The organism is Thermoproteus thermophilus (assembly GCF_055392855.1).
The window spans coordinates 1,449,448-1,470,954 of the sequence record NZ_AP042466.1 but is presented as its reverse complement, the minus strand read 5'-3'; the positions used below and the strand labels follow the sequence as shown (position 1 = coordinate 1,470,954).

Here is a 21,507-nt window from a genome sequence, read left to right as displayed (position 1 = left end):
CTTATATCTTTTCTAAAATCACCTTTGCAATGCGATTTATATCGACCCAGTTTTTTCTCCTAATGTTCCATCTTGTTAGCTCGCGGATGACTTTGTACGGGTCGCCGCCGAACAAAATATACTCTGTGAGGAGCGCCAAGATTTCGGGCTCGGTGTCTGCTATTTCCTTGACTATTTTTGGCCACTGCGGCACCTCGAGTTTAACCTCTGCTATGAAGTCCATTAGTTTTGTCAAGTTGATCGTAGACGCCTCCTGCGACCTGATGAAATTGCCACTTCTAGAGGTCCGCCATACGATTAACTCCATTGGGTTGTCTATTGCGTAGAGCGTCTCGCCGGTGGACAGCCAGTAGATGGGCGCAGCTAGAGTGGGCATCTCTGCATGAGCCTCTCCGTAGCCCTCTGTGAGCCTCTGGATTGTCAATATGTCGTAGAAATCGGCGCGCTCGGCCGGCACGGGCGACATGAAGATCACGTCTAATTTATTCCCGCTTCTGTAAACTATGGCAGTTGCGCCGAAGATAAGGCCGAGGTTTGCCGATAGAAAACACGTACTACACACGCCGTACTGCTTGTCTACCACCCCCATGTTCTCTTGGACGTATTTTCCAAATGTAGACGAGAGGGAGATGTACAACGTATGTAGCTTCTTTGACTTGCTCCTCCCTTCTTTTTCTATTTGTTTATGGTCTTGGCGTTTGTAAGTAGATAAGTTAAATTCGCCTATAGCCTCGGGCAGAGACGTCGCCCACGACTTAAAAGCGCCAGGGTTGACGTTTGTAGCCGCCAGTTTCTCCAACAGCCCGGTTGCTAGGTCGCGGAGGAGGTACACCTCAGCCGAACGGGCAAGATAGTGCAGGATATCTACGTCTTTCACGTCGCAGTCGGCTCTGATCTCAAACCTCTCCCCAGCTCTAACCACCTCCCCGTCGTATACGCCCGCGCTCGCGCAGAGCCTCACCACGCCGTGCATAATCAACGCGTCGGCAATGACTCCGTGGCCCGGCGTGTAGTAGACTACGGACATAGCTTCTGCAAGGCGTTCTTATCGAGAGGCTCCGCGCCAGACAGCGCCGCTCTTACCACCTTTGTCCCCGCTTCCTCTCCGCACTTGCCGCAGATAGCCCTCCCCCAGTAGGCGGCGATGCCGTCGGCCACTACTAGTGGGTAAAGCACGGCCGCAATTTTTGCGCGCATGACATGGGCCCTTTCAATTCCGCCCACGGTGGCCTTTACTAAGACACGTCTCAAAATCTTTATAACGTCGGCGACGTCGAGGCCCTTCTTGTCCCACCGCTCTAGCTCATCGGCGAGGCAACTACTCCACCTCTTTACGTAGCTAGCGACGTCTTGGTAGTCGCAGCCCACCGCGAGCTCGTCTTGTAAAAATTCTAATGTCCTCTTCACTATGTATAGAGGCATGTAGCTCTCGCCTAGCTGTGTGATATAAGCGAAGGTGATTATGGGCTCGTGGTGAAGCCACACAGCCGCCGACACCGCCGTCTTTGCCTCCTCCGGCCCTTCGAAGCATTTATACGCAAAATAGGCGCTTACGACCTCGTGGCGGTAAAAACGCCTCTTCCCCGCTTGATATGCACGAGCCAGCTTCCCGAAGTCGTGTACCAGCGCGGCGTATAAAACGGGGTCTCCGCCCACGCCCAGCGCCCTCTGCACAGGTAGAAGGTAGTAAGGCTTTAACAACTCCCACACAGCCACAACTCTTTCTACATGGTCGACGAAGGACTCAGAACAGCCCTCTTTTGAATACGCCAAACACTTATTCATGCTCTGCCGCGGGAACTTCTCTTCCTCCTACCCCTCGAGGGCTTTGCCGACTCCTCGGCCTTCTCCACTCGAAGACCCGCCGCGTCGTACACGTCGGATAAGTCGTTGCAAACAGCCACTACATGCCCCAACCTATATACGGCGTTTATGTCCCGCCCCCCGGCTTCTAGTCGCGCGAAATCCCCCTTGACGTCTTTTATTCTGTATTTTTCACAGCTATCTAAGAGTTGCCACACTTTTTCCACCCTCGACTCTTCGCCGAATTTCGCGGAGATCCTAATCCTGGAGTTTTGCAGTACGTCGAGCTTAGCCCTCGTCTGCGCCTCGCCCTCAACCGCCACATCTCCCTTACTTAGCAAGTAAATATCTACGTAAAATGAGGGACGAAGGAATGGCTCCTCCTCGGGCGGGAGGGCGAAGAGGTGCAGCTTGTACAAGTAGTCCATAGTTTTCACGTAGAACTCGTCCCCCCTTCTCGACAACTCCTCTACCAAATCGTCGTCATATACGGCGTCTAGCAACTTCCTCGTCTTGTCCACGTCGCCTAGCGCTTGCACGAGGCTCGAGGCGTCTTTAACCACCTCCTTAGTCCTCTCCATTACCACACGTTCGTATGGGAGCGGGTCCACATTCGTGTAGACGTACGCCTCGGCCTTCTGGCCCCCTCTGCCAACACGCCCAATTCTCTGAATTAGGGCGTCGAGCGGGGCGAGCTCTGTATAAAGCCGCCTAAACGAGAAGTCCAGCCCCACCTCCACCGCCTGGGTTCCCACGAGAATCACGTCCTCTAGACCTCCCTCCTCCTCTTTGGCCAACTCATTTACAACCCTGTCTCTGTCCCCCCTCTTCATCAACGAGTGCACGATCATCACCCTCTTCCCCTTGCAGCGCTCTGTAAGGGATTTGTACATCTCTCTTGCCCTCTCCACCGTGTTTACCACTACTAGAGTACCCCCCTCGCACTCCACATCTCCCGCCGTCAGCTCTCTCTCGCGTATCTCTACGGCGACGTTCCTCTTCTTCCCGGGGAGTCGCGCGCTTATGATGCTCCTCCCGCACCTCTCTTCAAACAATTTGCGAAACGCTGTAGGCAACGTGGCCGTGGAGACGGCCACATATGCCCCGGCCTTGACTAAGAAACATGCCACATCCGCCAACACCCGGGGGCCTAGGAAGACCTCGTCTTGAATTACGTGCGCCTCGTCGAAGACTGTAAAGGCGTTCATCATAACGCCGACGGGTAGGGTGTATCTCCCAGTCTCCGCTCCCCCCTCCACCCACGTATCAACACGTTTGGCCAAATAGCCGTAGACGTAGGAGTCCACCGTAGTCAAAGTCACAGGGGCCGTGTAGAGATACGTGGGCTTCGCCACCTCTCCGTGGTCCTCGCCCACGTTGAGGCCGAATAGCTTGCCGTATACCTCAAACCTCCTACTCATCTGCCTCAACAAGGCGTGAACCGGCTCCACGACGAAAAGCCTCCCGGAGTGCCACCGCCCCAGCCTCCATTGCGCAAAGAACAACGCCGAGAACACCTCGGTCTTGCCCGAGCCGGTGGGCCCCTCTAAGAGGACGAGGCGGCCCCCGCTGTTGGCATAGAAAGCCTCTAGAATTTTGGCCGTAGCTTCGGCCTGCCGCTTGAGGACGCCCTCGTCTAGCGACGGGGACTTGCCCTTAGCCTTCGCCCAGCCCTCTACTGCGCTTTTTATTACCTCCTGCGACGCTTCAAACAAGTCACCAGTCATGGCCCTCTGGGAAGCGCACATCTTCGACGCATAGAACGCCGCCCTTTACCTGCACGCCAGCCGGGACGTACACCCCGCCTTGTCTAGAGATTACCGGGAAGGCGAACTGCCGCCTCTTACCTTCTTCGTCCTCGGCGATCTGCAACACGAAGCTACCCCCGGCAACCGCCTCTCGCCTCACCGCGACGTTCACGGCTTCGTCGCATTTCTCGGCCCTCACTACAGCCACGTCGTATACGGCGACTAGCGACTCGGTGTCGCCCAGCCTCTCCAGAAGCCATAACGCCTTTACCAGCTCGTCCCGCCGCTCCCTGGGCAAGATCAAGAACTTCTTCTCGGCGACGTAGACGTATTCCCTATTCAAGGCGTCGAAATAGCCCATGGCCTCCTTGAGTGAAGTCGGCATTTTCCCCTCCTCTAAGACGCCGCGCGCCCTCTTTAATATGACGCCGAAGCGCGCGGCCTCCACTGCGACGTCCCTGGCCTTGAGCACTAAACTCCTCGCCTTGGCCATACACTCCTCCCTCCCGCTGCACGCCCCTACGAGGGCGAGCCCTCTCCCCACGGCGCCTACGATTGTAGAGGGCGGCGCCATTGGGTAAGACACGGCGATTTGATAAGTCTCTAGATGCCGCACGGAGAAGAGAGGGGCTCTGGCCTTAACTAGAACCGCCTCCATCCACCTCCTTCACCAACTCGTCGAACAACTCCTTCAAAGTGTTCTTCGCCTCGACGCCCGCGCACGGTTCGCCGCCGTAGTACAACACCTTTATATTCCCACCGTCAAACGCCTTATACGCGTTCAACACGTCCATCGACTTCTTGCAATAGTCGGGGTAGGCTGGGTGGATCAAGTTGGGGATGGGCCTCGTCGACACGGCAGCCAAAACCTCCTTGACGTCGACTACGGGTAGGGCTCTGGCTTGCTTGGACCCGGCCCCGGTCAAGAGCTTCAACAAGGCAGCCACCGTAGCCCTCCTCCTGAGCTTAATCTCATCATCCTTTTTAATTTTACCTGCGCCCTCTGACTTATTACTACAAGTCTCAAACATAGGCGTAAGGACTTTATCTAAGTCTAATCTTACGTAGAAGCCATAAAGCCCAGAGGCGTATTCTTGTTTAAACAACATCATGGCCTCTCCCTCCTTTATTGCCCGCCTTACTTGTTCAGGGGCTACTCTGTTGTGTTGCACCGCGAACTTCGAGACGGCCTCGAGGTTCTTCGCCTCGAGGACGGGCACCATGAAGGAGGCCTTGACTAACGAGTCCCTCTTCGTGGAGCGCCCCTCAGCCGCTATTAGAAAGCCGTGGAGGTCGTTACAGAAGTCCATTATCGCCTCGCACTCGTTGGAGGCCAGTTGTAAGTTATCCAGAGTGGAGTCGTGTTTGTAGCCGCGGACGCCTATGCCCAACTTACAGAGGTCGTTGGCGTATTTGCCCCCCATCCGGACGTACTCCTCTGCGGCGTATACGGCGTGCCAATGTTTCAAGGCGTTGCCCGTCATGACGGGCACCTCGTAGGCGGAGCCGTCGTGCAACACCTTGGCCACGGCCACTTGGTTGTAGTTGCCCACCTCGCCTAGGCCGCTCAAAGCCGCCACGTTCACCACTACCCTGGCCGCGAACCTGACGAAGGTCATAACCCCAACAATTGCTTCAGCCTTAGCGTATACCTGTCGGGGGCTACGGCCAACGCGGCGAATTTCTTAATCTCCTTGGCCCGCTCCTCGTCGTTGGGCAGCTCCTCTAGGTATTTTATTAAGTCCTTCTCCTCTAAGGCCCAACTGCTCACCTTGCGCTCTAGGTAGTCCAGCGCCTCCTTTAGCTCGTTATCTTGTTGGTTGGACTTTATCTTCTCCCGTATTTTCGGTATGTCGTTCAAGACCTTGGCCGACAATCGTGATAGTTTTTGTAAAGAGTCCACGTACCTCCGCGGATTGCTCGCCATTTCGTCCAACACGTCGTAGGCCATCTCTATGTGGACCAGGAGCCGCGCTGTGTCGGCCGCCCGGTAGATTATCTCCGAGGACATAGAGGCTTTTTCAACTAGATTTTTATTCATTTCCCTTTACAACATCAGCGTGCTTTCGTTGTAAGTAAAGTTTAGCTAAAGTGGATATCAAGTTATCCGCGCTGAACACGGATCGATTCATTCTGACCACAAGCCCCCTCTGCTCGAGCGCGTTCAAATGCCTAAGCGCTGTGGTGGAGTCGAGCCCCATTCTGCCGGCCACTTCGCGGTAGTCTGCAGGCCTCTCCAACGTGGACAAGACCGCGAGCTTAGGCCCAGTCAACGCCCCTAGCTCCGTCAAGTGGACCAACGGGGAGAGGTCCACCACCTCCTCTTGGTATTCCGGGACTACGTAGATCTTGCTCCGTTTCACCACAGCGGCCACGAAGGCCAAGAGGACCAACAGCCTCGGCCCGCCGGCCAACACCACCACGTCGAAGTCCAAGTCGGCGAGTTTCTTCAAGGCGGAGGCGGGATCCCTTAAATCCACGGCGATGCCGGACCCGGTCCTCAACACCTTGACCACCGAGTTCACGGTATCAAGGCTCCTCTTGTCGTTCTCCCCGCCTGTCACCGCGTGGAGCAGATACAGCTCGTCCCCAGACCCCAGCTTGGCCAATGCCCTGATCACGAACGTGGCGTCGAAGCCCACTGTGACGGCCGTCCGCATTAAGTTGTAAACGCCTGCAATTTAAACCGTATGCGTTGCTGGACGACACGGATATTACTAGAGATCACTGAAACTTCGTGTTAACTCTCCTGGAAATCGCCAGGCTCCTCAAGAGGGCCAAAATAGTGGCAGGCTCAGGGGAGGTGTCGCCGGAGCTCAGGGGGTGGAGCTTCGACAGACCGCCCGTGAAGCCGCCCGCCTATTCAGGGCTGGCCCTCTCCGACTTCGCCTATTGGTACTGCCCCACGGGCAGATCCCTCTACTTGAAATACGTATTGGGGGAGCGGGGCTCGACGAACAAGACGCTCGCCGAGGGCCAACACCTGCACTCGGTCCTCTACAAGGCCGTGGAGGACTTCAAGCGGTTTGTGTACTCGGGGCAGCCCATGTCGCCGTCGTTCGAGGCGTTTCCGGAAGAGGTGAGGCCCAAGGCGGAGGCCCTTTATAAGTACGTGGCGACGCGGCTTTTGGGCGAATACCAATACGTCACGGCCGCGCGCATAGCCAAGAGCAAGGACTCTGCCGTCTTTTACGCCGCGCCTCTCGCCATGCAGGTGGCGGTGGACGGCGCGCCTCTCGGCCTCAGCACCGTGGTGGCGGATGGAGTAGCGCTCGGCGCCGTGGTGGAGTTCAAGTTCGGCCCCTCGCAGAACTTAGACGCGGCGTTGGCCGGATACGCCATGGCCCTCGAGGCGGAGTGGGGAGTGCCCATAGACTACGGCGTTCACGTCCAGATAAACGTGAACCACGCGGTGGAGTACAAGGCCGTTGCGTACTTCCTCGGCGACGCGGCCAGGCAGAAGTTCCTCGAGTTGAGGGACGAGGCCATAGACTTGGTGGAGTCCAAGAGGGATCCAGGCCCCGCGCCCGAGTGCCCCAAGGCCTGCCCCTTCTACTCCGCGTGTCATGCAGATCGTGGTCGCTAGCTACGGGGCGAAGATAGCCTCGAGGAGGGGGCTCTTGTTGGTGAAGACCAAGGAGGGGGAGAGGCAATACCCGTTGCACCAAGTAGACGAGGTCTTCTTGTTGACCGGCGGCATATCGGTCACCACCAAGGCGTTGAGGGCGCTCTTAAGGGCGGGCGCCACCGTGGCGGTCTTCGACGGGAGGGGGGAGCCGCTGGGGGTGTTTATGAAGCCAGTGGGGGACGCCACGGGGGAGAAGAGGCGGTGCCAATACGCCGCGGCTCTCGACGGCAGAGGGCTTCAGATGGCCAAGAACTGGGTCTGGAAAAAGATCAAAGGTCAATTGGATAATATAAAAACGTGGAGGAGGAGGCTGGCCGACTACGGCGAGTACGTGGAGCGGATCGGCAAGGCCTTGGAGGCCTTGAGGGCGGCCGCGACGGCGAGGGAAATCATGGAGGCCGAGGCGGCGGCAGCCGAGGCTTATTGGTCCGCCTATAGGGAATTGACGGGGTTTCCGGGCAGAGATCAAGAAGGCGGCGACCCCGTGAACTCGGCGTTGAACTACGGCTACGGCATCTTGAAGGCCTTGTGTTTTAAGTCCTTGCTCTTGGCCGGCCTAGACCCCTACGTGGGCTTTCTACACGTGGATAAATCGGGGCGGCCATCGCTCGTGTTGGACTTCATGGAGCAGTGGAGGCCCAGGATAGACGCCGTCGTGGCCAAGACGAAGGGCTTGAGGACCGACGGCGGCCTCCTCGTCCACGAGTCCAGGAAAGCCGTGGCGGCCGCCGTGTTGGAGGAGCTCGGCGCCGGCAAGAGCCCGATCTCCGCGGAGATACACAGAGCGGCGCGCGCCCTCGCCAAGGCCCTATGTACTTAGTAGTGGTGTACGACATCACCGAAGACCACGTGAGGAACAAAGTGGCCCAGATACTCCAGTCCTTCGGCCTGGCCAGGATGCAGAGATCCGTCTTCGTCGGCAGGCTGCCGCCCGCCCTCGAGAAAGAGCTCGCGGAGAGGCTCAGGCGGGCCATCCGCGGCGCCAACGCAGACATCGCCATATTCAAAGTAGACCGCCGGACATTGGAGAGGGCGGTGAGGATAGGCGGACATGCTCTGCGTTAGCCCCTCCCTAATCCGGCAGTATTTGTTCTGCCCCATGGCGGCTTATTTCATAATCGCCGGCATCGCCGAGCCGCCCACGGAGAGGATGAGGCGAGGCAAAGAAGCACAAAGAGAAGCCGTAGAGGCCGCGGCCAAGGCCCTCGGCGCCGAGAAAATACAACACTCAGCCCAGCTCAGAGGCGCAGGGATATGCGGAGTCGTAGACGCGGTGTTGTGGATAAACAAAAGGCCAGCCCCCCTAGAAGTCAAATACACTACGCCCCCCAAAAAAGACGCCGCTAAGCCACAAAGCCCAAGCCGCGGCCTACGCCATAGCCGCCCAAGCCGTCTACGGCAAGGCGGCCACCGCCGCGTATATCTACTACGCAGAGGCAGGCGAAATACGCGCCGTCTACCTAACCAAAGACCTAAAAGACTTAGTACAACACGTCACACGACAGATACAGAAAATCGCCACGGGAAAACACGCCCCACGGCCAAACCAACCACCAGCAAAATGCCAAGGATGCTGGTACAGAAAATACTGCGGCCACATAAAAGACACCACTATAGAAAAAATCTAAAACAAGCCCCCTACCCCCTCCCTCAAATCTGTAAAAAGACACATACGAGTATTTTTCCAATTCCTCATTCAAGATTCGTATATATCTCCGCCGCCACAACATCGCATGAATATATACGCCCTTCAATCCTCTTTTTGAGATTCCTCGATAAGCTTAGACAAGACCGTAGCGTGGCCGTCCTGGGGCTTTCAATCCTCTTTTTGAGATTCTCGCTACGCTCGTGCACTACGTGCCGTCAGCAATGCAACGCATCTTTCAATCCTCTTTTTGAGATTCACGACGATGTGGTTGTGTTCACTACCGGACTGGCCGAGGAGCTGACTTTCAATCCTCTTTTTGAGATTCACGACATTTGAGTCAGGATCAAGTATCTCAAGTGTATGGAACTTTCAATCCTCTTTTTGAGATTCAGGTGAAGCGCGAGGACGCCATATCGTTCCGAGAAGCGCTCTGCTTTCAATCCTCTTTTTGAGATTCGTTACGCCTGATTCGGGTTCTTGTATCTCCAGGATATGGAACTTTCAATCCTCTTTTTGAGATTCCGTATAGAAGCGTGTATTCAACGATGCTACGATTAGAGAGAAACTTTCAATCCTCTTTTTGAGATTCAACGCCTCGCTCTTCAGCATGGCGTTTATCGTGTTGACTGCTTTCAATCCTCTTTTTGAGATTCTGCGACGCAATCGCTATGAGCCGCATGCGCACCCTCCGCTTTCAATCCTCTTTTTGAGATTCACGCCAAAATCGCGACAGGGGCTATCATCGGAGTTGAGCTAGCCGTCTTTCAATCCTCTCTTTGAGATTCCGGGGTTGTGGTTTTTGTTTTTCGCGGATTTTTAAATTTTTTTCTTGGCTGGCGTGGCGCTCTGTCGCGGCCGCTTCTTGATGTTTAGTATCGCCGGCTTTGTATTTTATTCGCGGCTTCGTCTCGTCCACGAGAGTCGAAAGCGCGTTTCGACCCGCCGGCGGCGCTATCCGCTTTTCGGCCGCACGGCGTTTTTTAAATTGGACATTCGGCGTTTATGAACGACATACGCCGGAAAGAATTGAAATATTGATAATCGCCAAGAGTTAGTTGCACGACGATTTAAAAACGGGATATTCGGCGAGGCCTTCGTTGAATATTATTTGTGTTGCACGTCGTTGGATTTTTGAATCGGATGTCGTGTATGCGAGGGTTAGGGACGTCCTTGGCCTTCACGTTAGGCATGGAGTCTCTCCAGAAGACGATGTGCAGGTGGCCGTGGAGAAGCTGAGGGGGAGGGCCCCCGCCAAGCTACTGGAAGAGATGATTAGTATAGTCAATGCCCAGGTTTTGTAAAAGCGAGAGCCCCGCCAAGCTACTGGAAGAAATAGGCGTGCTCTACGTGGCGGCTGGTGTTAGTTTTTTGGTTTTTGGGCGTCGCATTGGAGGGGGGTTATCTTGACGACGCCTAGTCCCATGCCCCTGCCTGTGCCCACGTTGAAGGTTTCTATTAGCCTTAGCACGTGCCACATGTCCTCTAGCCTCTTTTGGTTGAAGGCTTTGTAGAGGGCCCATCCCACGAAGCCTCTGGCTATTCCGCCTTTCGGGAGCCTTACGGTGTGGACGCATCTGCCTTGGCATCCGAAGTCTGTCAATGCGACATATGTGTAAATCCACTTGAGGAAGGGGATTCCCAGCTTGGTTAGTCCTAGCTGCCTCGCGTGTTTTACTGCGGATTTGAACAGGGTGAGGGGTCTTGGGAGGAATTCGAAGACTGGGCGTCTCCTCTTGTACAGCGGGGGCGTGGCGAAGCGAAGGGGGGTTTGGAATTCGGCCTTGAAGCAGGGGGTCCGGGGGAGGGGTTCTAGGTATATATGGCTGAATTCTACTGCTTCTATGGCGAGCTTCTTGCCGAAGAGTTCTACTGTGTCGAGCGAGTCGACTAGCTTCTGGACGAGCTTCTCGTCGGCGGCTCCTACTCTGAATTCCAATAAGTCGCCGGGGGCCACGGCGGCGGCGTCGATGATGGGCTTTCCGTTGTGGTAGAGGGGGGTTACGGAGATGGGCTTCGGCTTTGCGTCGTGTAGGGCTGGGTCTAGTTTGCTCACCACTAGGGATAGGACCACGGTGCCGGTGAAGCCCACCACGACGATGGGCTCCAAGGCTCTGAGCATAACTTTAATGCGGTACGGCATACGTACACGCTTATGCGGGCATAAAAGCTTGGTGGCGTGTTTATAAACAAATGCGTAGTTATTTGTGGATATCTCTGAGTTTAGGCCGGTGGTTGGCGATGGCCGAGAGGACTTCGAGGTCGGCGGCTGGAGACGCCGAGGCTGGGGATTACAACTGGGCTTGTTTCAAAGCCCATCAAGCGGGGGGATATGCCGTGAAGGCGCTTTTATACGGGGTCGGGAAGCCGGCGAGGGGGCACGCCATTACGAAGCTCCTCCAAGAGGCGTCTCAGTTCGTTAAGGTGGGCGAGGAGGTGTGGGAGTGGGCTGCCTTGTTGGATAAGTTCTACGTCCCGACGAGGTATGTGGATGCTTGGAGTGAGGGGGCGCCCTACGAATACTATACGAGGAGGGACGCCGAGGCCGCGCTAAGGGCCGCAGAGGGTCTTATCCTGTGAAGGGAGTATGGACATCTTTGAGTGGAGGGCGAGGCTAATGGAAGCTGCCCTAGAGGTGGCGAGGAAAGTCGCGTCGAGAGTGCAGGGCACCGTGTTTCTGGTGGGTTCGTATGCCCGGGGGGACTTCTCGGCCGACAGCGACGTGGATCTCCTCGTGGTGGCGGAGTTCTCAGAGCCGCCTCATAGGCGCCTTTTGGGGGTCTGGGCGCCGGGGGTGGAGGTCATCGCGTTGACTCCTGGCGAGGTTTTTAGAGTGGTGGAGAAGTGCTACCCCCTTGCCCGGGACGTCGCGCTGGGGGTTGTGTTGAAAGACGACTTGGGCATAGCCGAGAGGCTCGTGGCGCTGGCGAGGAGGTGCGTCTAGATCGGCGCGGCCCGCATTAACTTCTCCGCGCCGGGGCTACCGCCCTTGTTGCTTCCTGATGTGTCCCCTTAGGGGGTGGATAGCGGGTGTTTGATTACTAGCCCGTAGTGTGGGACGTTTGGGTTTCATTTTGAGTTAGCACTTGGCTGACTTGTTCTTTTTAGGAGTAGTTTTGCGAGGCCGCTCGCGGCCTCTACGTACCACTCCACTTCTTCGGGGGCGAGGTATAGGGGGGGGTTGTGTGGGAGTATATGTTGGCGAGCCGCCAAAGTCCTTGGAAGATTTTTTCAAAGGCTTCCCCGACGTCGTCGTGTCCGTATATCTTTTCAAAGGCTATCTTATCGTCGTCTTTATAGGTGTCGGGGATTTTCGCCTTGACGGCTTCTAGGGTTTTTCTAACTGCTGTGAAGGCGAGGCTGGGGCTAGTTCGCAGTGCTCCCCTGGCCTCTTTTATGAACTCCTCCACTTCAACAACAGCGTCGCTGGGCTTGTCCCTCTAGTTCTATTTTAAACAGCGCCACCCAGTCGTTTTTGTCTATGCCGCAGATGTAGAGCCGAGAGCCGTCGCTTGCGTAAGACGTTTGCGTAATTTCGATTTCAAGTCAAGCTCTGCAAGGCGACGGAGGTGCCTATCGTGAACTGTCAAAGCCCTTATGGGGGTCTGGGAGGGCTCGGCTATCAGATAGTCTCCTACAGCTGTCATGATCCGCGTCTCTGCGCTGTGGATTATTTTGCCTTGAGGATCCGCCGCGTCCGTCTTGGACTCCGCTCGTCTTCTCAAGTAGGCACATATGTTTTGGCGGCTGGCTACTACTTTCTTGAGGTGAGGAGTTGGCCTCCTCGGGGCTTCCAAGCCGCGCCGCCTCGTCCAACGCGATCGGGCCGGAACGCCGCGCGGGCCCGCTACACCAGCGGGATTCCGGCTTCTCTAGCCACGTCCAGGAACTCCTCCAGCCTCAAGCCTGCTAGTTTAGCCGCCGTGCGGAAATCCCCCGTCTCTACGTAGTACATCAACGCAATTCTCTGCCTCGGCGGAAGCGAATTTATGAACTGCCAGTCGGCGGACTTCCTCCTGATCTCCCTTGCCTCCTCCAAGAGCTCGAGCCACTCGGCCACAGCTACGCCTCGCTCGTCGAATATAAACCTTCTCCCAAGCCGTATTGACGTGGCCGAGTTGCTCGAGAGGCTACTTCCCTTCCCCGGCCTTCGTCCGCGTTTCGGAGGCCTGGCGGAGTCGATCGCAGGGGGTTCTTGAGGCGGGTCTTGTGAGAGGCGTCGCGGGCAAGGCCTTCCGGGCGCGGAGGACTGCCCTCTCCGCCCTAAGGCTAGAGGCGGATGGACTCAAGGCCGAGGCGGGGCGTCTCGCGGCCCCTAGAGCGCCCGCCATGAGGCGTCGCCCTCATCGGCGTTGGAGGACGCTGCTACGACCTGGACGCAATCGCGTCGACGCCCGTGTGTAAAGCCCCTTGAGCCCGCGGCGTCGACGAGGCTCTACAGCCCGGCGACGAGGCGGCCCGCCTACGGGCTAAATGAACGAGCGGTACAGCCTGCCGTATCTCCCCGGCTTGCCCCTCACGGGTATCTCCTTCCCGCACTTGGGGCATCTCCCGTCCGCGAGCTCTATTCTCACCGCCCTATCGCCGGCGCGTTTAATCACGGGGTACCCGCAGTTGGGGCAGTAGGTGTGTTGTCCGGGATGCCCCGGGACGTTGCCCACGTATACGTAGTCCAGCTCCTTCCTGGCCCTACGCCATATCGCGTCCAAGAGCTCCGCCGGCGTGGGCGGGCGGAGGAGCCTATGCGCCGGGTAGTAGGCGGTTATGTGCAGAGGGGTCTCCCTGCCGAAGGAGGCCGCCGCCTCTATCACCTCCTCGGCCTCGTGGTCGTTGACGCCGGGGATTACGAGGTAGGTGAACTCCACGTGGACGCCTAGGCTTTTCGCGTAGCGCGTCGTGGAGAGGAGTTTGTCCAAATCGGCCGCCAGCCACCTCCTGTAGGTCTCCCTCCCGCCTTTTATGTCGACGTTCATGCCCTCCATGCCCGCCTCCGCCAAGCGCCTCACGGCCTCCTCCGAGAGGTAGCCGTTGGTGTTTATCGAGCAGTGCAGCCCCTTCCTCCGGGCCAGCCTGAACAAGTCCTCCGCGTATTCCGCCAACATCGTCGGCTCGTTGAAGCTCACGTTCACTCCGGAATCGCCGTTCTCCAAAGCCCACTGCACTACTCTCTCCGGGGGCGCGTATACGCCGACGGGTGAGGCCGTCTTGGAGAGGCTCCAGTTCTGGCACCACGCGCAGGGGAAGTTGCAGCCCCAAGTGCTTATCGTCAACGCCGATGTGGACGGGTAGAAGTGGAACAAGGGCTTTATCTCCACGGGCCTGGACTCGGCCGCGGTCAAGAGGCCGTACGCGGCCGTGTACAACACGCCTCCGTAGTTGAAACGCATGCCGCACGCCCCCACCGCGCCGTGCCTCAACGCGCAACGCCTGTGGCACAACGTGCAGACGACGGCGTCGCCTCGACTCTCCGCGTAGGGGGAAGGCCTCACGTTGGGGAGCCCGAGCAGCTCCTCCCCGACGCGATACGTCGGGATGGCCCAGGAATATACGGGCATACATACGCCGAGGCCGATATTTAAGCCGTTATCGAGGGCCCGCGGCTACCGGTCGTGCCGAGGCCTCGTCGCGTCGGCGTGGGGATAAGAGACGGCGCATCGCCGTAGACCCCCTCCCGGAGGAGCGCGGCGGGAGCTCGTCCAGCCGGCTCCAAATAGGAGGCCCCGCGCGGCTTCTCGACGCGCCGAGGAGGACGCCCCGGCCTCTTCAATTTATATCCACGTCCTCGTCCGAGGTGTGGTACTTGGTCGAGATCAAGGCCAAGGCCTTGTCGCCTTGCTTGCTCTCCGGCTGGAGCGGGTCCTTCGCTTATAGGCTCTTCCTCGACGCCATCCGCTCCGTGGCCGAGCCCAAGGATAGGCTCTACGCCCACCCGCTCTACCTCGGCGATCGCCCCGTGCTCTCCGGCGTGTCCGGGAGGGCCGTGGCGTTGGCGCCCGGCAGCGTCTTCGCGGCAAAGGCGGTCCTCTCCCAACACGACTTGAGGCTCCTCCTCGAGGCCGTCGCCGGCGGGTCGGTCAAGTCCAGCTGCGACGTCGCGATGGAGGGCCTCTCCTTCGAGGAGCTGCCCCAGACGTTGGGGGAGTCCGCCGGCTTCGCCGTGGTTTATCTGAAGTTCGCCCCCACCGCCTTCATGTTCCACGGGCGGGACGTCTTGTACCCGTCGCCGCAGAGGATGGCCTACTCCTTGACGAAGACATACCGGGAGCTCTTCGGCGCGGACCTCAAGACGCTCGCCGACAGGTCCTCCACGGCCTTGGAGCTCGTGGGCCTCTCCGTCAGGCAGGTGTGGGTAGACATAGGCGAGGCCAGGCGAGTGCCCGCCTTCATGGGCAAGGCCGCTTTGGCCATATACGGCGACGTGGACAAATGGCTGGGGCTCTTGAAGCTTGGCGAGGCCATGGGCGTCGGCATATCCAGGGCCATAGGCTTCGGGAAGTACAAAATAGAGAAAGTAGATAGGGCGATCTAGCGGCGGGCCCGCGCCACCTCCACCCCGCGGCTCGCCAAGGCCTTGGCGTCCTCCACGTACCTCCTGCGGGAGCGGGCGCGCTCTAGCTCGGCCCTCTCGATCTCCACGACGTATATCCCCGGCGCCTCGCCGAATTCCACCACGTCGCCGTTCGGGGAGGCCACGAAGGAGCCCCCCGCCACGGGCCTCCCGTCGGGGTACTCGTAGCCCGTGCCCAAGGCGGCCGCGACGTATACCGAGTTCTCGAAGGCCCTCGTCAGCCCGACGGCTCGCCAAAGCCCTCGCCTATCGGCGGATATGCTGGCCGGGTTGGCCAAGACCTCCGCGCCTTCTAGGACCAGCCTCCTGGCCAGCTCGGGGTACAACAAATCGACGCAGACGAGGCACCCCGCCGTCCAGCCCCCGGCCTCGAACAAGACGAGCCTCCCGCCGCCCGATACCCGCGCCCTCTCCCCCGTGGCGGCCGAGGGGAAGACCTTCTCGCCCAGCCCCAGAAGGCCGTCTTGGTCCACCACGGGGCATACCGACTTGGCGACCCCGTCTAGGTCCACGACGACGCTCCCCGCCACCACGACCCCGCCCACGGCCTTGGCCGCTCGGGCCATGCGGGACGCGTACTCCTCGAGGGCCTCCTCGCCCATGGCCTTAGTCCCCACCCAGTACTCGGGGAGCACCAACAAGTCGGCTTCCACGGCCCTCCTCAAGACCCACTCCACGGCCTTGTCCACGTCGTTGAAACGAGGCGTTTGCCCTATGCCGATCCTCACGGGCTAAAACCGAGGGGTAAAAAGTATCATCCTCGTCTGGAGTGTGGCCTTAAATCCGGGCGCGCCCCGATATGCGTGTTGTTGAAAAGGCGATTCTACGACGGCGCTTGGTCCTACTACCCGGTGGACAAGCCCTTGGACCTCTTCTCGGTCTTCGAATTCGTCGTCTACATAAGGGGGCAGGGATATAAGAAAGTCAGAGGGTTTTACGAGGAGAAGGACGCCTACTATTTGGCGTTGCCCGTAGACGCTGAGGAGGTGGAGGTCCTATACGTCGACTGGTCCTTGTGACTCCTGTGGCGGACCAACGGCGGGAGCGACCTGAACATCACCGCGTGCGTCCTGAAGACGTAGCTCTTGGCCACGCCGACGCCGTCTAGCGCGTATAGGAGATCCCCTGCGTAGTCCTTCAGCCCTATCTTCTCCAACACGTCGACGTCGCTCCTCAAGCCTATCTTGGTGTTGGTCAACTGGAGCACCAACGAGTTCAAGTCGGCGGGGGTGTGGGTGGCGAAGACAACGCCCAGCCTCCTCACCCTCCCCAGCCTCGTCAACTTGTTTATCATGGACTCCACCACGTCCTTCCCCACCTCCCTCCCAGTCTGGGGGAAGTAGTTGTGGGCCTCGTCTATTAGGACTAGGGTGGGCTCCGCGCGGCCCTTGGAGAACTCCTCGTCCTTTTTGTCGAATAGCGAGGAGAGCAGCCGGTACACCACGATGGAGGCCGCCGTGGGCTCCTCTCTGAAGAGCCTGAGGTCCACGTCCACGAACCCCTGGAAGAGGGCGCCGTAGTCGGGCTCGTCGAAGATCACCCGGAACTGCGGGGCTTTCCTCTCGGCGCTCTCCTTCTTGAACCACTCCACGTCGAATATCCCCGTGGCGTGCGCCGCGTAGAGGCTCCTGGCGATGTTCTCTACTTGCTGGCGGTGTAGGGGGAGGCCGCTGGTTACGTTTTCCAAGTTGTCGAGCAGCCTCTGCAACGTGAGCTCGCCCCCTCTCTGCTTCTGGAGCTTTCCCTTGGCTTGCTCCACTATCTTGGGGAACAACAACGTCACCTTCTCGGTGAAGGTGGTCAAGAGGTAGGGGAGCTTCTCGGCCACTTTCTCGAACCTCAAGGCCCACGGGTATAGGCTGAGCTCGAAATGTGTATCTCCAACTTTCAACTCCATATCGACGCGTTTCGCCTTGGCGGTCCCCTCGTCTATTTTCTCCACGACGGGCTCCAGCTTCAAGACGTCGGCGCCCGGATAGGACTCCTCCACGAAGAGCCTCGCCATTCCCGCCAACACGTACCTCGCGTACTCCTCCACGTCGCTTATATCGTCGAGGGAGTAATCGCCGTCGAACTCGGCCGCCTCGCCCAACAGCCCCTCCCACAACGCCTCCTCGGCCTTCGTCCTGACGTCTTCGTAGCGCCGCCTTACGAAATAGCTCGTTACGGGCCAAACCGCCGTGAGCTTCTCCAAGGGGCGATAGCCCTTGTACTGGAAGCCCGGGAGGGTCATGTGTAGGTAGTCCCCTTGTAGGTCGAAGGCCACTACCGAGGCCCCCACGTCGAGATGCGCCGAGAGGGCCAAGTTCTTCAACAAGACGGTCTTCCCGCTGCCCGTGGTGCCCACCACTAGGAGGTGCTCGTATAGGGAGTGCTCCGGGAGCCTCACCTCCACCGCCAACTCCCTTCCCCCTGCGTAGAGCTTGCCCAACAAGACGCCCTCTTTCGGCAGCCCTAAGAGCTCCGCCACGGCGTCGGGCTTCGGCTTGGCCACAGGGCTCAGCGGATCTATCGGCGTGTACACGGGCCTCGGATCGCAACTCCCCGCGTCGCACTCGGTTATGAGCTCGAGCTTGATCTTGGCCGGCGTCAAGAGGCCCGAGTACTCCTCGGCGCTGTGCCAGTCCGAGCTGAGGGGCGCCACGTTGGCTTTAGCCAACAAATGCTCTCTCTCCACGGCGACTGCTCTGCCCAAGATGAGCCTACGCCTCGCGGCGGCGACTATCAAGAGGAAATCCCCTATGTTTATCTCGTGGGCCAAATAGGCGTCGGCAGGTATCTCTATGGCCACGAGCCTCCTCTCGGCCGAGACCTCGACGGGCTCCGCGTAGTCGACGTAGCCGATCAACTCGCCGTAGGACTTCGCGATCTCCTTGGCCTCTTCGACCAAGCCCTTTATCTGCTCCGCGTCCATCACGGCGTTTGCAACGCGGCGTAGTGCTCGTAGGCGTCGTGCGCAGGCGATAGGCCCTTGAATAGGCCGGCCTCGAACACGCCCTTGAAGATCGCGGCGGACGCTAGCTTGGCCAACCTATCGGCCACGTCGACGCCCAAGGGGAGGCCCCTCTCGGAGAGCTTCGAGGCTAGATAGCCCGCTAGCTCCTCGGCGAGGCTTCCCTTGTCGTAGTGCTCTTTCAAGACCTCGATTCTGAAGACCTTGCTGAAGATAGGCGTTTTGATGTAGACGTACCAGAACACCTTGTCGGGCAGCTCCAACCCCCCGGAGTGGGGGTGCGCGGCGGGGCTCTGCGTGGAGCCCCTGCGCCCCGTCTTGTAAGAGGCGAGGAAGGGGCCTAGGAGGAGCCTATCCACCCCACGGCTGTGCGCCAAGTGCTCCACAACGGCGGCGTCGTTGTGCCCCTCCAGGCCGGCCCAGGCAGATAGGAGGTGGGCGTTTTCTACTCTCTTCACCACGCCGACCACTAGCTCGCGCCTCTTCAAAGCCTCTATCCTCTCCTGGAGGAGGGCCCTCTGAGCCCTCACTCTGGGATCGTCGCCTCTGTACACGCCGGGGTACGCGAAGTAGACCGGCCCGTCCACCACGACCGCTTGGCCCTCGGCGAGCTCCTCGAGGGCCCAGGTCTCCAAGCCGGCGCGCAGCTCGGAGGCCGCGTGCTCCTCGTCGTAGTCCTCGTCGTAGTAGTCGCCCGCCGGCGATTTGACGATGACGACGCCCTTGAGCTTCTCCTCGACCTCCTCGAGGACCTCCTTGGGGGCCTTCAAGGCCAAGAAGGGCCTACGCAGTTGTCCGTACAGAGTGGGGTAGACGCGCTCCCGTCGCCTCACGTCGTATACTCCCACCGACGCTATGAACAAGACAAGAGAAGTAAAAGGGAGAGTGCGCGATGAGCCGTCCACGGCCACGTACTCCAGCCACTCGGCCCTCCCCGGCGACTTGAAGGGGTTCTCGTCCAGGGGCTTCACCTCGGCCTCCACCTCGACGAGCTCCCCGCCTCTCACTCTGCGCAAGGGCCTCGGCCGCCTCGCGACGGACGCCAACACGTCGACGACGTGCGAGACCACGGACACAGAAAAAGAGAGGGGGGAGTGAACAAAAACTTATCGCCAAGAGCGTCGGCGGCTATTAAGGCGACGCCGAGGCGCGGCTACCTGCACTTAATCCCGGGGGCCGCGCGCCTCAGCACCGGGTCCGCCACCACGTACAACTCGCCTCTTTTTTCGAGAAAGCCGTAGTCCACCAAGTTCCTCAACAACTTGGTGACCTCGCCGTCCGTCACCTCTCTGCCCTCCGCCGCAGTCAAGAACCTCTTCACTTCGGACCACCTCGCCCCCTTCGCCGCCAGCTTCAAGACGTGGACGTACCGAGGGCTCCCGGCGTATTTCACGAACTTGCAGAACTCGGACTCGGCCATCCTCATAGCGTACGCGAGCGCCTCCTGCAACGCGTTGTCGGGATTCCTCAACGCCTTGAGGCCGAAGTACGCCAGCCAGCCCACCACGCCGTCGAAGACGTCCACCGCCTCCTCCAACAACCGCCTCTCGACGGACGCGCCCGCCGCGGCGAAGCCCTCCTCTAAGTACTTCAACGAGGCCTCGCGCGTGAAGGGGCCCACGTCTATCCTCTCGAGGTATCTGCCGAAGAGCGGGGACTCGGGCTCGTCCAACTTCAAGAACCGGTTGAGGAGGCCCGCCTTGGAGCCCGAGTAGACCACGGTCAAGTGGCGTAGGTTATCGTAGGCGTAGGCCAATACCGGCAAGAGCGACCTCCCCCTCATCTTGACCAGCTCTTGCGCCTCGTCCAAGATCAACAAGACCTTCTCGCCCCTCTCCTCGCCCAGTCTGTCCAACGCCTCTAGGAGGTCGGCGAGGCGGGGGGCCTTGCCGCCCCTCTCGAACTCCACTCTTGCGCCGGCCGCGGAGACCCCCTTCACCGATTTCAACAACTCGACCGCCCTCCTATACAGCGGCGTGATGGAGCTCAAGGCCTTGGAGAACAAGGCCAAGAAGTCGTCGTAGGCTATGTGCCCCTTGTCCTCGAAGGCCCTCACGTCGACGTAGATCCTCAACGCGTCGCGGGTGGCCGCCTTGATTATCGAGGTCTTGCCCACCCTCCTCATCCCCACCACCAACACGGCTGCTCTGTTCTTCACAGCCGACAAGAGCTCCGAGACCTCGCGCTCTCTGTCGAACAACTCCTCCAAGGTCTCCGCCGGCCTTTCGAGGAACACCATACCTATGTAGTAACTACGTAGGTATATATCCCCTTTCGAGGCCTCGTCGCCTAGAGCCGACGCCTCGCGGGCATCGCGCTATACGTTGTGGACGAGGGGGACGATTATCGGGACCAAGACCGTGAGGATCGCCCCGTTGGCGAAGGCGTATATCGAGAAAGACGAGCCGTAAAGCGCCGTGTACAACGGCAACGTGTTGTCCATGGTGGTGGCGCCTCCCATGGCCAACACCCCGGTCCTCCCGAATTTCCTCGCCAATAGGGGGGCAAAGATATATGTAAACTGCTCTCTTAGGAAATTGACCAAAAGGCCGTAGGCTCCCCCCACGGCGTCTCCGGCCCTCGCCAAATAGGGGCCCGTGAAGCTGTACCAGCCCAGCCCGAAGGCCACGGCGGGGGAGATGCCGAAGGCCGCGAAGAAGATGAGGCCTACCAACGCAGCCGAGAGGAGCGCCACGACGGGCGCCGCTAGGGCCGACGCGTCCAGCTTGATCTCGACCCCGGCCATGTCGGCGCCTGCGGCGAAGAGCAAGAGGTAGAGCAACGGGTCTATCGCCGCGGAGTAATCCGCCTTGAGGAACCCGCCTATCAATATGCCGCTGATCATCGAGGCGGCTGCGTAGATGGATATAGAGGGCCTCCTCGCCTTCTGGAAACCCCCGCCCCTCTCGAAAACAGACCCCAGTGCCGCGGCGGCGAGCACTAAGGCCAACGCGTAGGCTGCTGAGACCGCCAAGAAGAGGCCCGCGTTCCTCCAGACCACATCGGCGGCGTTGGCGGCCACGAAGAAGACGAGCAACACTACTAAGGCCGTGAAGAGCGCCTGGGGAGGCCTTCTGCCCAAGGCCTTGCCCGCGGCGTAGCCCGCGGCGATGGCCAAGGCGTAGAACGCCGCGTTGAACACGCTCAGCTCGAAAAAGCGGT

At 59.2% G+C, this 21,507-nt stretch carries 24 protein-coding genes, 1 pseudogene and 1 CRISPR repeat array; of the genes and pseudogenes, 9 read left to right on the top strand and 16 right to left on the bottom strand.

What is annotated here, in order from left to right; translation table 11 throughout:
* Position 1 precedes the first annotated feature (1 nt).
* Genes ACZ5PA_RS08535 through csa3 form a run of 7 tightly spaced genes read right to left on the bottom strand, consistent with a single transcriptional unit; the run spans position 2 to position 6,211 of the window.
* Entirely contained in the window at positions 2-1,027 is a 1,026-nt protein-coding gene (locus ACZ5PA_RS08535; protein ID WP_464929917.1) for a hypothetical protein, read from the bottom strand.
* The gene (locus ACZ5PA_RS08530) at positions 1,018-1,785 is read right to left on the bottom strand and encodes a CRISPR-associated endonuclease Cas3'' (protein WP_464929916.1); all 768 of its coding nucleotides are present in this window, start codon (positions 1,783-1,785) and stop codon (positions 1,018-1,020) included. The genes ACZ5PA_RS08535 and ACZ5PA_RS08530 overlap by 10 nt, the downstream gene beginning before the upstream one ends.
* On the bottom strand, positions 1,782-3,530 hold the full coding sequence (cas3, locus tag ACZ5PA_RS08525; RefSeq protein ID WP_464929915.1) for a CRISPR-associated helicase Cas3': 1,749 nt from the start codon (positions 3,528-3,530) through the stop codon (positions 1,782-1,784). Before cas3 ends, ACZ5PA_RS08530 begins: the two co-directional genes overlap by 4 nt.
* A complete protein-coding gene (cas5a, locus tag ACZ5PA_RS08520; protein ID WP_464929914.1) occupies positions 3,520-4,209 on the bottom strand; it encodes a type I-A CRISPR-associated protein Cas5a in 690 nt (229 codons plus the stop codon). The genes cas3 and cas5a overlap by 11 nt, the downstream gene beginning before the upstream one ends.
* A complete protein-coding gene (gene cas7a, locus ACZ5PA_RS08515; RefSeq protein WP_464929913.1) occupies positions 4,190-5,170 on the bottom strand; it encodes a type I-A CRISPR-associated protein Cas7/Csa2 in 981 nt (326 codons plus the stop codon). Before cas7a ends, cas5a begins: the two co-directional genes overlap by 20 nt.
* A complete protein-coding gene (locus ACZ5PA_RS08510) occupies positions 5,167-5,562 on the bottom strand; it encodes a CRISPR-associated protein (RefSeq protein ID WP_464929912.1) in 396 nt (131 codons plus the stop codon). Before ACZ5PA_RS08510 ends, cas7a begins: the two co-directional genes overlap by 4 nt.
* A 22-nt stretch (positions 5,563-5,584) precedes the next feature.
* The gene (gene csa3 / locus ACZ5PA_RS08505) at positions 5,585-6,211 is read right to left on the bottom strand and encodes a CRISPR-associated CARF protein Csa3 (protein ID WP_464929911.1); all 627 of its coding nucleotides are present in this window, start codon (positions 6,209-6,211) and stop codon (positions 5,585-5,587) included.
* 77 nt (positions 6,212-6,288) lie between these two features.
* Between csa3 and cas4a the strand changes: the two genes are divergently transcribed.
* From cas4a to ACZ5PA_RS08480, 5 genes and pseudogenes are all read left to right on the top strand, one after another.
* Positions 6,289-7,137 carry a type I-A CRISPR-associated protein Cas4/Csa1 gene (cas4a, locus tag ACZ5PA_RS08500; protein ID WP_464929910.1) on the top strand — a complete coding sequence of 283 codons (849 nt, stop codon included), beginning with the start codon at positions 6,289-6,291 and terminating at the stop codon, positions 7,135-7,137.
* On the top strand, positions 7,118-7,999 hold the full coding sequence (gene cas1, locus ACZ5PA_RS08495; RefSeq protein WP_464929909.1) for a CRISPR-associated endonuclease Cas1: 882 nt from the start codon (positions 7,118-7,120) through the stop codon (positions 7,997-7,999). Before cas4a ends, cas1 begins: the two co-directional genes overlap by 20 nt.
* A complete protein-coding gene (cas2, locus tag ACZ5PA_RS08490) occupies positions 7,990-8,244 on the top strand; it encodes a CRISPR-associated endonuclease Cas2 (RefSeq protein WP_464929908.1) in 255 nt (84 codons plus the stop codon). The genes cas1 and cas2 overlap by 10 nt, the downstream gene beginning before the upstream one ends.
* Before the next feature lie 305 nt (positions 8,245-8,549).
* Positions 8,550-8,807: pseudogene (locus ACZ5PA_RS08485) on the top strand (Dna2/Cas4 domain-containing protein); the annotation flags it as partial.
* Between the two features lie 119 nt (positions 8,808-8,926).
* A CRISPR array of direct repeats spans positions 8,927-9,612; the repeat unit is 24 nt; unit sequence CTTTCAATCCTCTTTTTGAGATTC.
* 270 nt (positions 9,613-9,882) lie between these two features.
* Entirely contained in the window at positions 9,883-10,128 is a 246-nt protein-coding gene (locus tag ACZ5PA_RS08480; RefSeq protein WP_464929907.1) for a hypothetical protein, read from the top strand.
* A gap of 59 nt (positions 10,129-10,187) precedes the next feature.
* Here ACZ5PA_RS08480 and cas6 (ACZ5PA_RS08475) read toward each other — a convergent pair whose 3' ends face one another.
* Positions 10,188-10,967 (bottom strand): CRISPR-associated endoribonuclease Cas6, encoded by a 780-nt coding sequence (gene cas6 / locus ACZ5PA_RS08475; protein WP_464929906.1) that lies wholly within the window; start codon positions 10,965-10,967, stop codon positions 10,188-10,190.
* A 98-nt stretch (positions 10,968-11,065) separates the two neighbouring features.
* Here cas6 (ACZ5PA_RS08475) and ACZ5PA_RS08470 point away from each other — a divergent pair, with 98 nt between their 5' ends.
* Both ACZ5PA_RS08470 and ACZ5PA_RS08465 read left to right on the top strand, forming a co-directional pair.
* Positions 11,066-11,404, top strand: coding sequence for a HEPN domain-containing protein (locus ACZ5PA_RS08470; RefSeq protein WP_464929905.1), 339 nt, complete (start codon positions 11,066-11,068; stop codon positions 11,402-11,404).
* 7 nt (positions 11,405-11,411) lie between these two features.
* Entirely contained in the window at positions 11,412-11,768 is a 357-nt protein-coding gene (locus ACZ5PA_RS08465; protein WP_464929904.1) for a nucleotidyltransferase domain-containing protein, read from the top strand.
* Positions 11,769-11,961: 193 nt separating this feature from the next.
* Here the strand turns inward: ACZ5PA_RS08465 and ACZ5PA_RS08460 are convergent, their stop codons facing one another.
* From ACZ5PA_RS08460 to amrS, 3 genes are all read right to left on the bottom strand, one after another.
* Positions 11,962-12,234 carry a hypothetical protein gene (locus tag ACZ5PA_RS08460; RefSeq protein ID WP_464929903.1) on the bottom strand — a complete coding sequence of 91 codons (273 nt, stop codon included), beginning with the start codon at positions 12,232-12,234 and terminating at the stop codon, positions 11,962-11,964.
* A gap of 437 nt (positions 12,235-12,671) precedes the next feature.
* On the bottom strand, positions 12,672-12,884 hold the full coding sequence (locus ACZ5PA_RS08455; RefSeq protein WP_464929902.1) for a hypothetical protein: 213 nt from the start codon (positions 12,882-12,884) through the stop codon (positions 12,672-12,674).
* Positions 12,885-13,293: 409 nt separating this feature from the next.
* The gene (gene amrS, locus ACZ5PA_RS08450; protein WP_464929901.1) at positions 13,294-14,379 is read right to left on the bottom strand and encodes an AmmeMemoRadiSam system radical SAM enzyme; all 1,086 of its coding nucleotides are present in this window, start codon (positions 14,377-14,379) and stop codon (positions 13,294-13,296) included.
* A gap of 236 nt (positions 14,380-14,615) precedes the next feature.
* On the opposite strand from amrS, the gene cas6 (ACZ5PA_RS08445) reads away from it, so the two are divergent.
* Positions 14,616-15,353, top strand: coding sequence for a CRISPR system precrRNA processing endoribonuclease RAMP protein Cas6 (gene cas6, locus ACZ5PA_RS08445; RefSeq protein ID WP_464929900.1), 738 nt, complete (start codon positions 14,616-14,618; stop codon positions 15,351-15,353).
* Here the strand turns inward: cas6 (ACZ5PA_RS08445) and ACZ5PA_RS08440 are convergent.
* Positions 15,350-16,120: a carbon-nitrogen hydrolase family protein gene (locus ACZ5PA_RS08440; protein ID WP_464929899.1), complete on the bottom strand. Its 771-nt coding sequence runs from the start codon at positions 16,118-16,120 to the stop codon at positions 15,350-15,352. The two genes, cas6 (ACZ5PA_RS08445) and ACZ5PA_RS08440, sit on opposite strands and share 4 nt — an antisense overlap.
* A 75-nt stretch (positions 16,121-16,195) precedes the next feature.
* On the opposite strand from ACZ5PA_RS08440, the gene ACZ5PA_RS08435 reads away from it, so the two are divergent.
* Positions 16,196-16,411 carry a hypothetical protein gene (locus ACZ5PA_RS08435; RefSeq protein WP_464929898.1) on the top strand — a complete coding sequence of 72 codons (216 nt, stop codon included), beginning with the start codon at positions 16,196-16,198 and terminating at the stop codon, positions 16,409-16,411.
* On the opposite strand, the gene ACZ5PA_RS08430 is transcribed toward ACZ5PA_RS08435, so the two are convergent.
* The 4 genes from ACZ5PA_RS08430 to ACZ5PA_RS08415 all read right to left on the bottom strand — a co-directional run bounded on the left by ACZ5PA_RS08430 (position 16,348) and on the right by ACZ5PA_RS08415 (position 21,487).
* Positions 16,348-18,306: a helicase HerA domain-containing protein gene (locus tag ACZ5PA_RS08430; protein ID WP_464931240.1), complete on the bottom strand. Its 1,959-nt coding sequence runs from the start codon at positions 18,304-18,306 to the stop codon at positions 16,348-16,350. The genes ACZ5PA_RS08435 and ACZ5PA_RS08430 overlap by 64 nt on opposite strands.
* Complete coding sequence (locus tag ACZ5PA_RS08425; protein ID WP_464929897.1) at positions 18,306-19,421, bottom strand: DNA double-strand break repair nuclease NurA; 1,116 nt, start codon at positions 19,419-19,421, stop codon at positions 18,306-18,308. Before ACZ5PA_RS08425 ends, ACZ5PA_RS08430 begins: the two co-directional genes overlap by 1 nt.
* 77 nt (positions 19,422-19,498) lie before the next feature.
* Positions 19,499-20,584 (bottom strand): AAA family ATPase, encoded by a 1,086-nt coding sequence (locus ACZ5PA_RS08420; RefSeq protein WP_464929896.1) that lies wholly within the window; start codon positions 20,582-20,584, stop codon positions 19,499-19,501.
* A gap of 78 nt (positions 20,585-20,662) precedes the next feature.
* Complete coding sequence (locus ACZ5PA_RS08415; RefSeq protein ID WP_464929895.1) at positions 20,663-21,487, bottom strand: LysO family transporter; 825 nt, start codon at positions 21,485-21,487, stop codon at positions 20,663-20,665.
* Between the last annotated feature and the right edge of the window lie 20 nt (positions 21,488-21,507).

Coding starts and splice junctions, on each gene's coding strand:
- ACZ5PA_RS08535 (WP_464929917.1), bottom strand. CDS start 1,027: ATGTCCGTAGTCTACTACACGCCGGGCCACGGAGTCATTGCCGACGCG.
- ACZ5PA_RS08530 (WP_464929916.1), bottom strand. CDS start 1,785: ATGAATAAGTGTTTGGCGTATTCAAAAGAGGGCTGTTCTGAGTCCTTC.
- cas3 (WP_464929915.1), bottom strand. CDS start 3,530: ATGACTGGTGACTTGTTTGAAGCGTCGCAGGAGGTAATAAAAAGCGCA.
- cas5a (WP_464929914.1), bottom strand. CDS start 4,209: ATGGAGGCGGTTCTAGTTAAGGCCAGAGCCCCTCTCTTCTCCGTGCGG.
- cas7a (WP_464929913.1), bottom strand. CDS start 5,170: ATGACCTTCGTCAGGTTCGCGGCCAGGGTAGTGGTGAACGTGGCGGCT.
- ACZ5PA_RS08510 (WP_464929912.1), bottom strand. CDS start 5,562: ATGTCCTCGGAGATAATCTACCGGGCGGCCGACACAGCGCGGCTCCTG.
- csa3 (WP_464929911.1), bottom strand. CDS start 6,211: ATGCGGACGGCCGTCACAGTGGGCTTCGACGCCACGTTCGTGATCAGG.
- cas1 (WP_464929909.1), top strand. CDS start 7,118: ATGCAGATCGTGGTCGCTAGCTACGGGGCGAAGATAGCCTCGAGGAGG.
- cas2 (WP_464929908.1), top strand. CDS start 7,990: ATGTACTTAGTAGTGGTGTACGACATCACCGAAGACCACGTGAGGAAC.
- cas6 (WP_464929906.1), bottom strand. CDS start 10,967: ATGCCGTACCGCATTAAAGTTATGCTCAGAGCCTTGGAGCCCATCGTC.
- ACZ5PA_RS08470 (WP_464929905.1), top strand. CDS start 11,066: ATGGCCGAGAGGACTTCGAGGTCGGCGGCTGGAGACGCCGAGGCTGGG.
- ACZ5PA_RS08465 (WP_464929904.1), top strand. CDS start 11,412: ATGGACATCTTTGAGTGGAGGGCGAGGCTAATGGAAGCTGCCCTAGAG.
- amrS (WP_464929901.1), bottom strand. CDS start 14,379: ATGCCCGTATATTCCTGGGCCATCCCGACGTATCGCGTCGGGGAGGAG.
- ACZ5PA_RS08430 (WP_464931240.1), bottom strand. CDS start 18,306: ATGGACGCGGAGCAGATAAAGGGCTTGGTCGAAGAGGCCAAGGAGATC.
- ACZ5PA_RS08420 (WP_464929896.1), bottom strand. CDS start 20,584: ATGGTGTTCCTCGAAAGGCCGGCGGAGACCTTGGAGGAGTTGTTCGAC.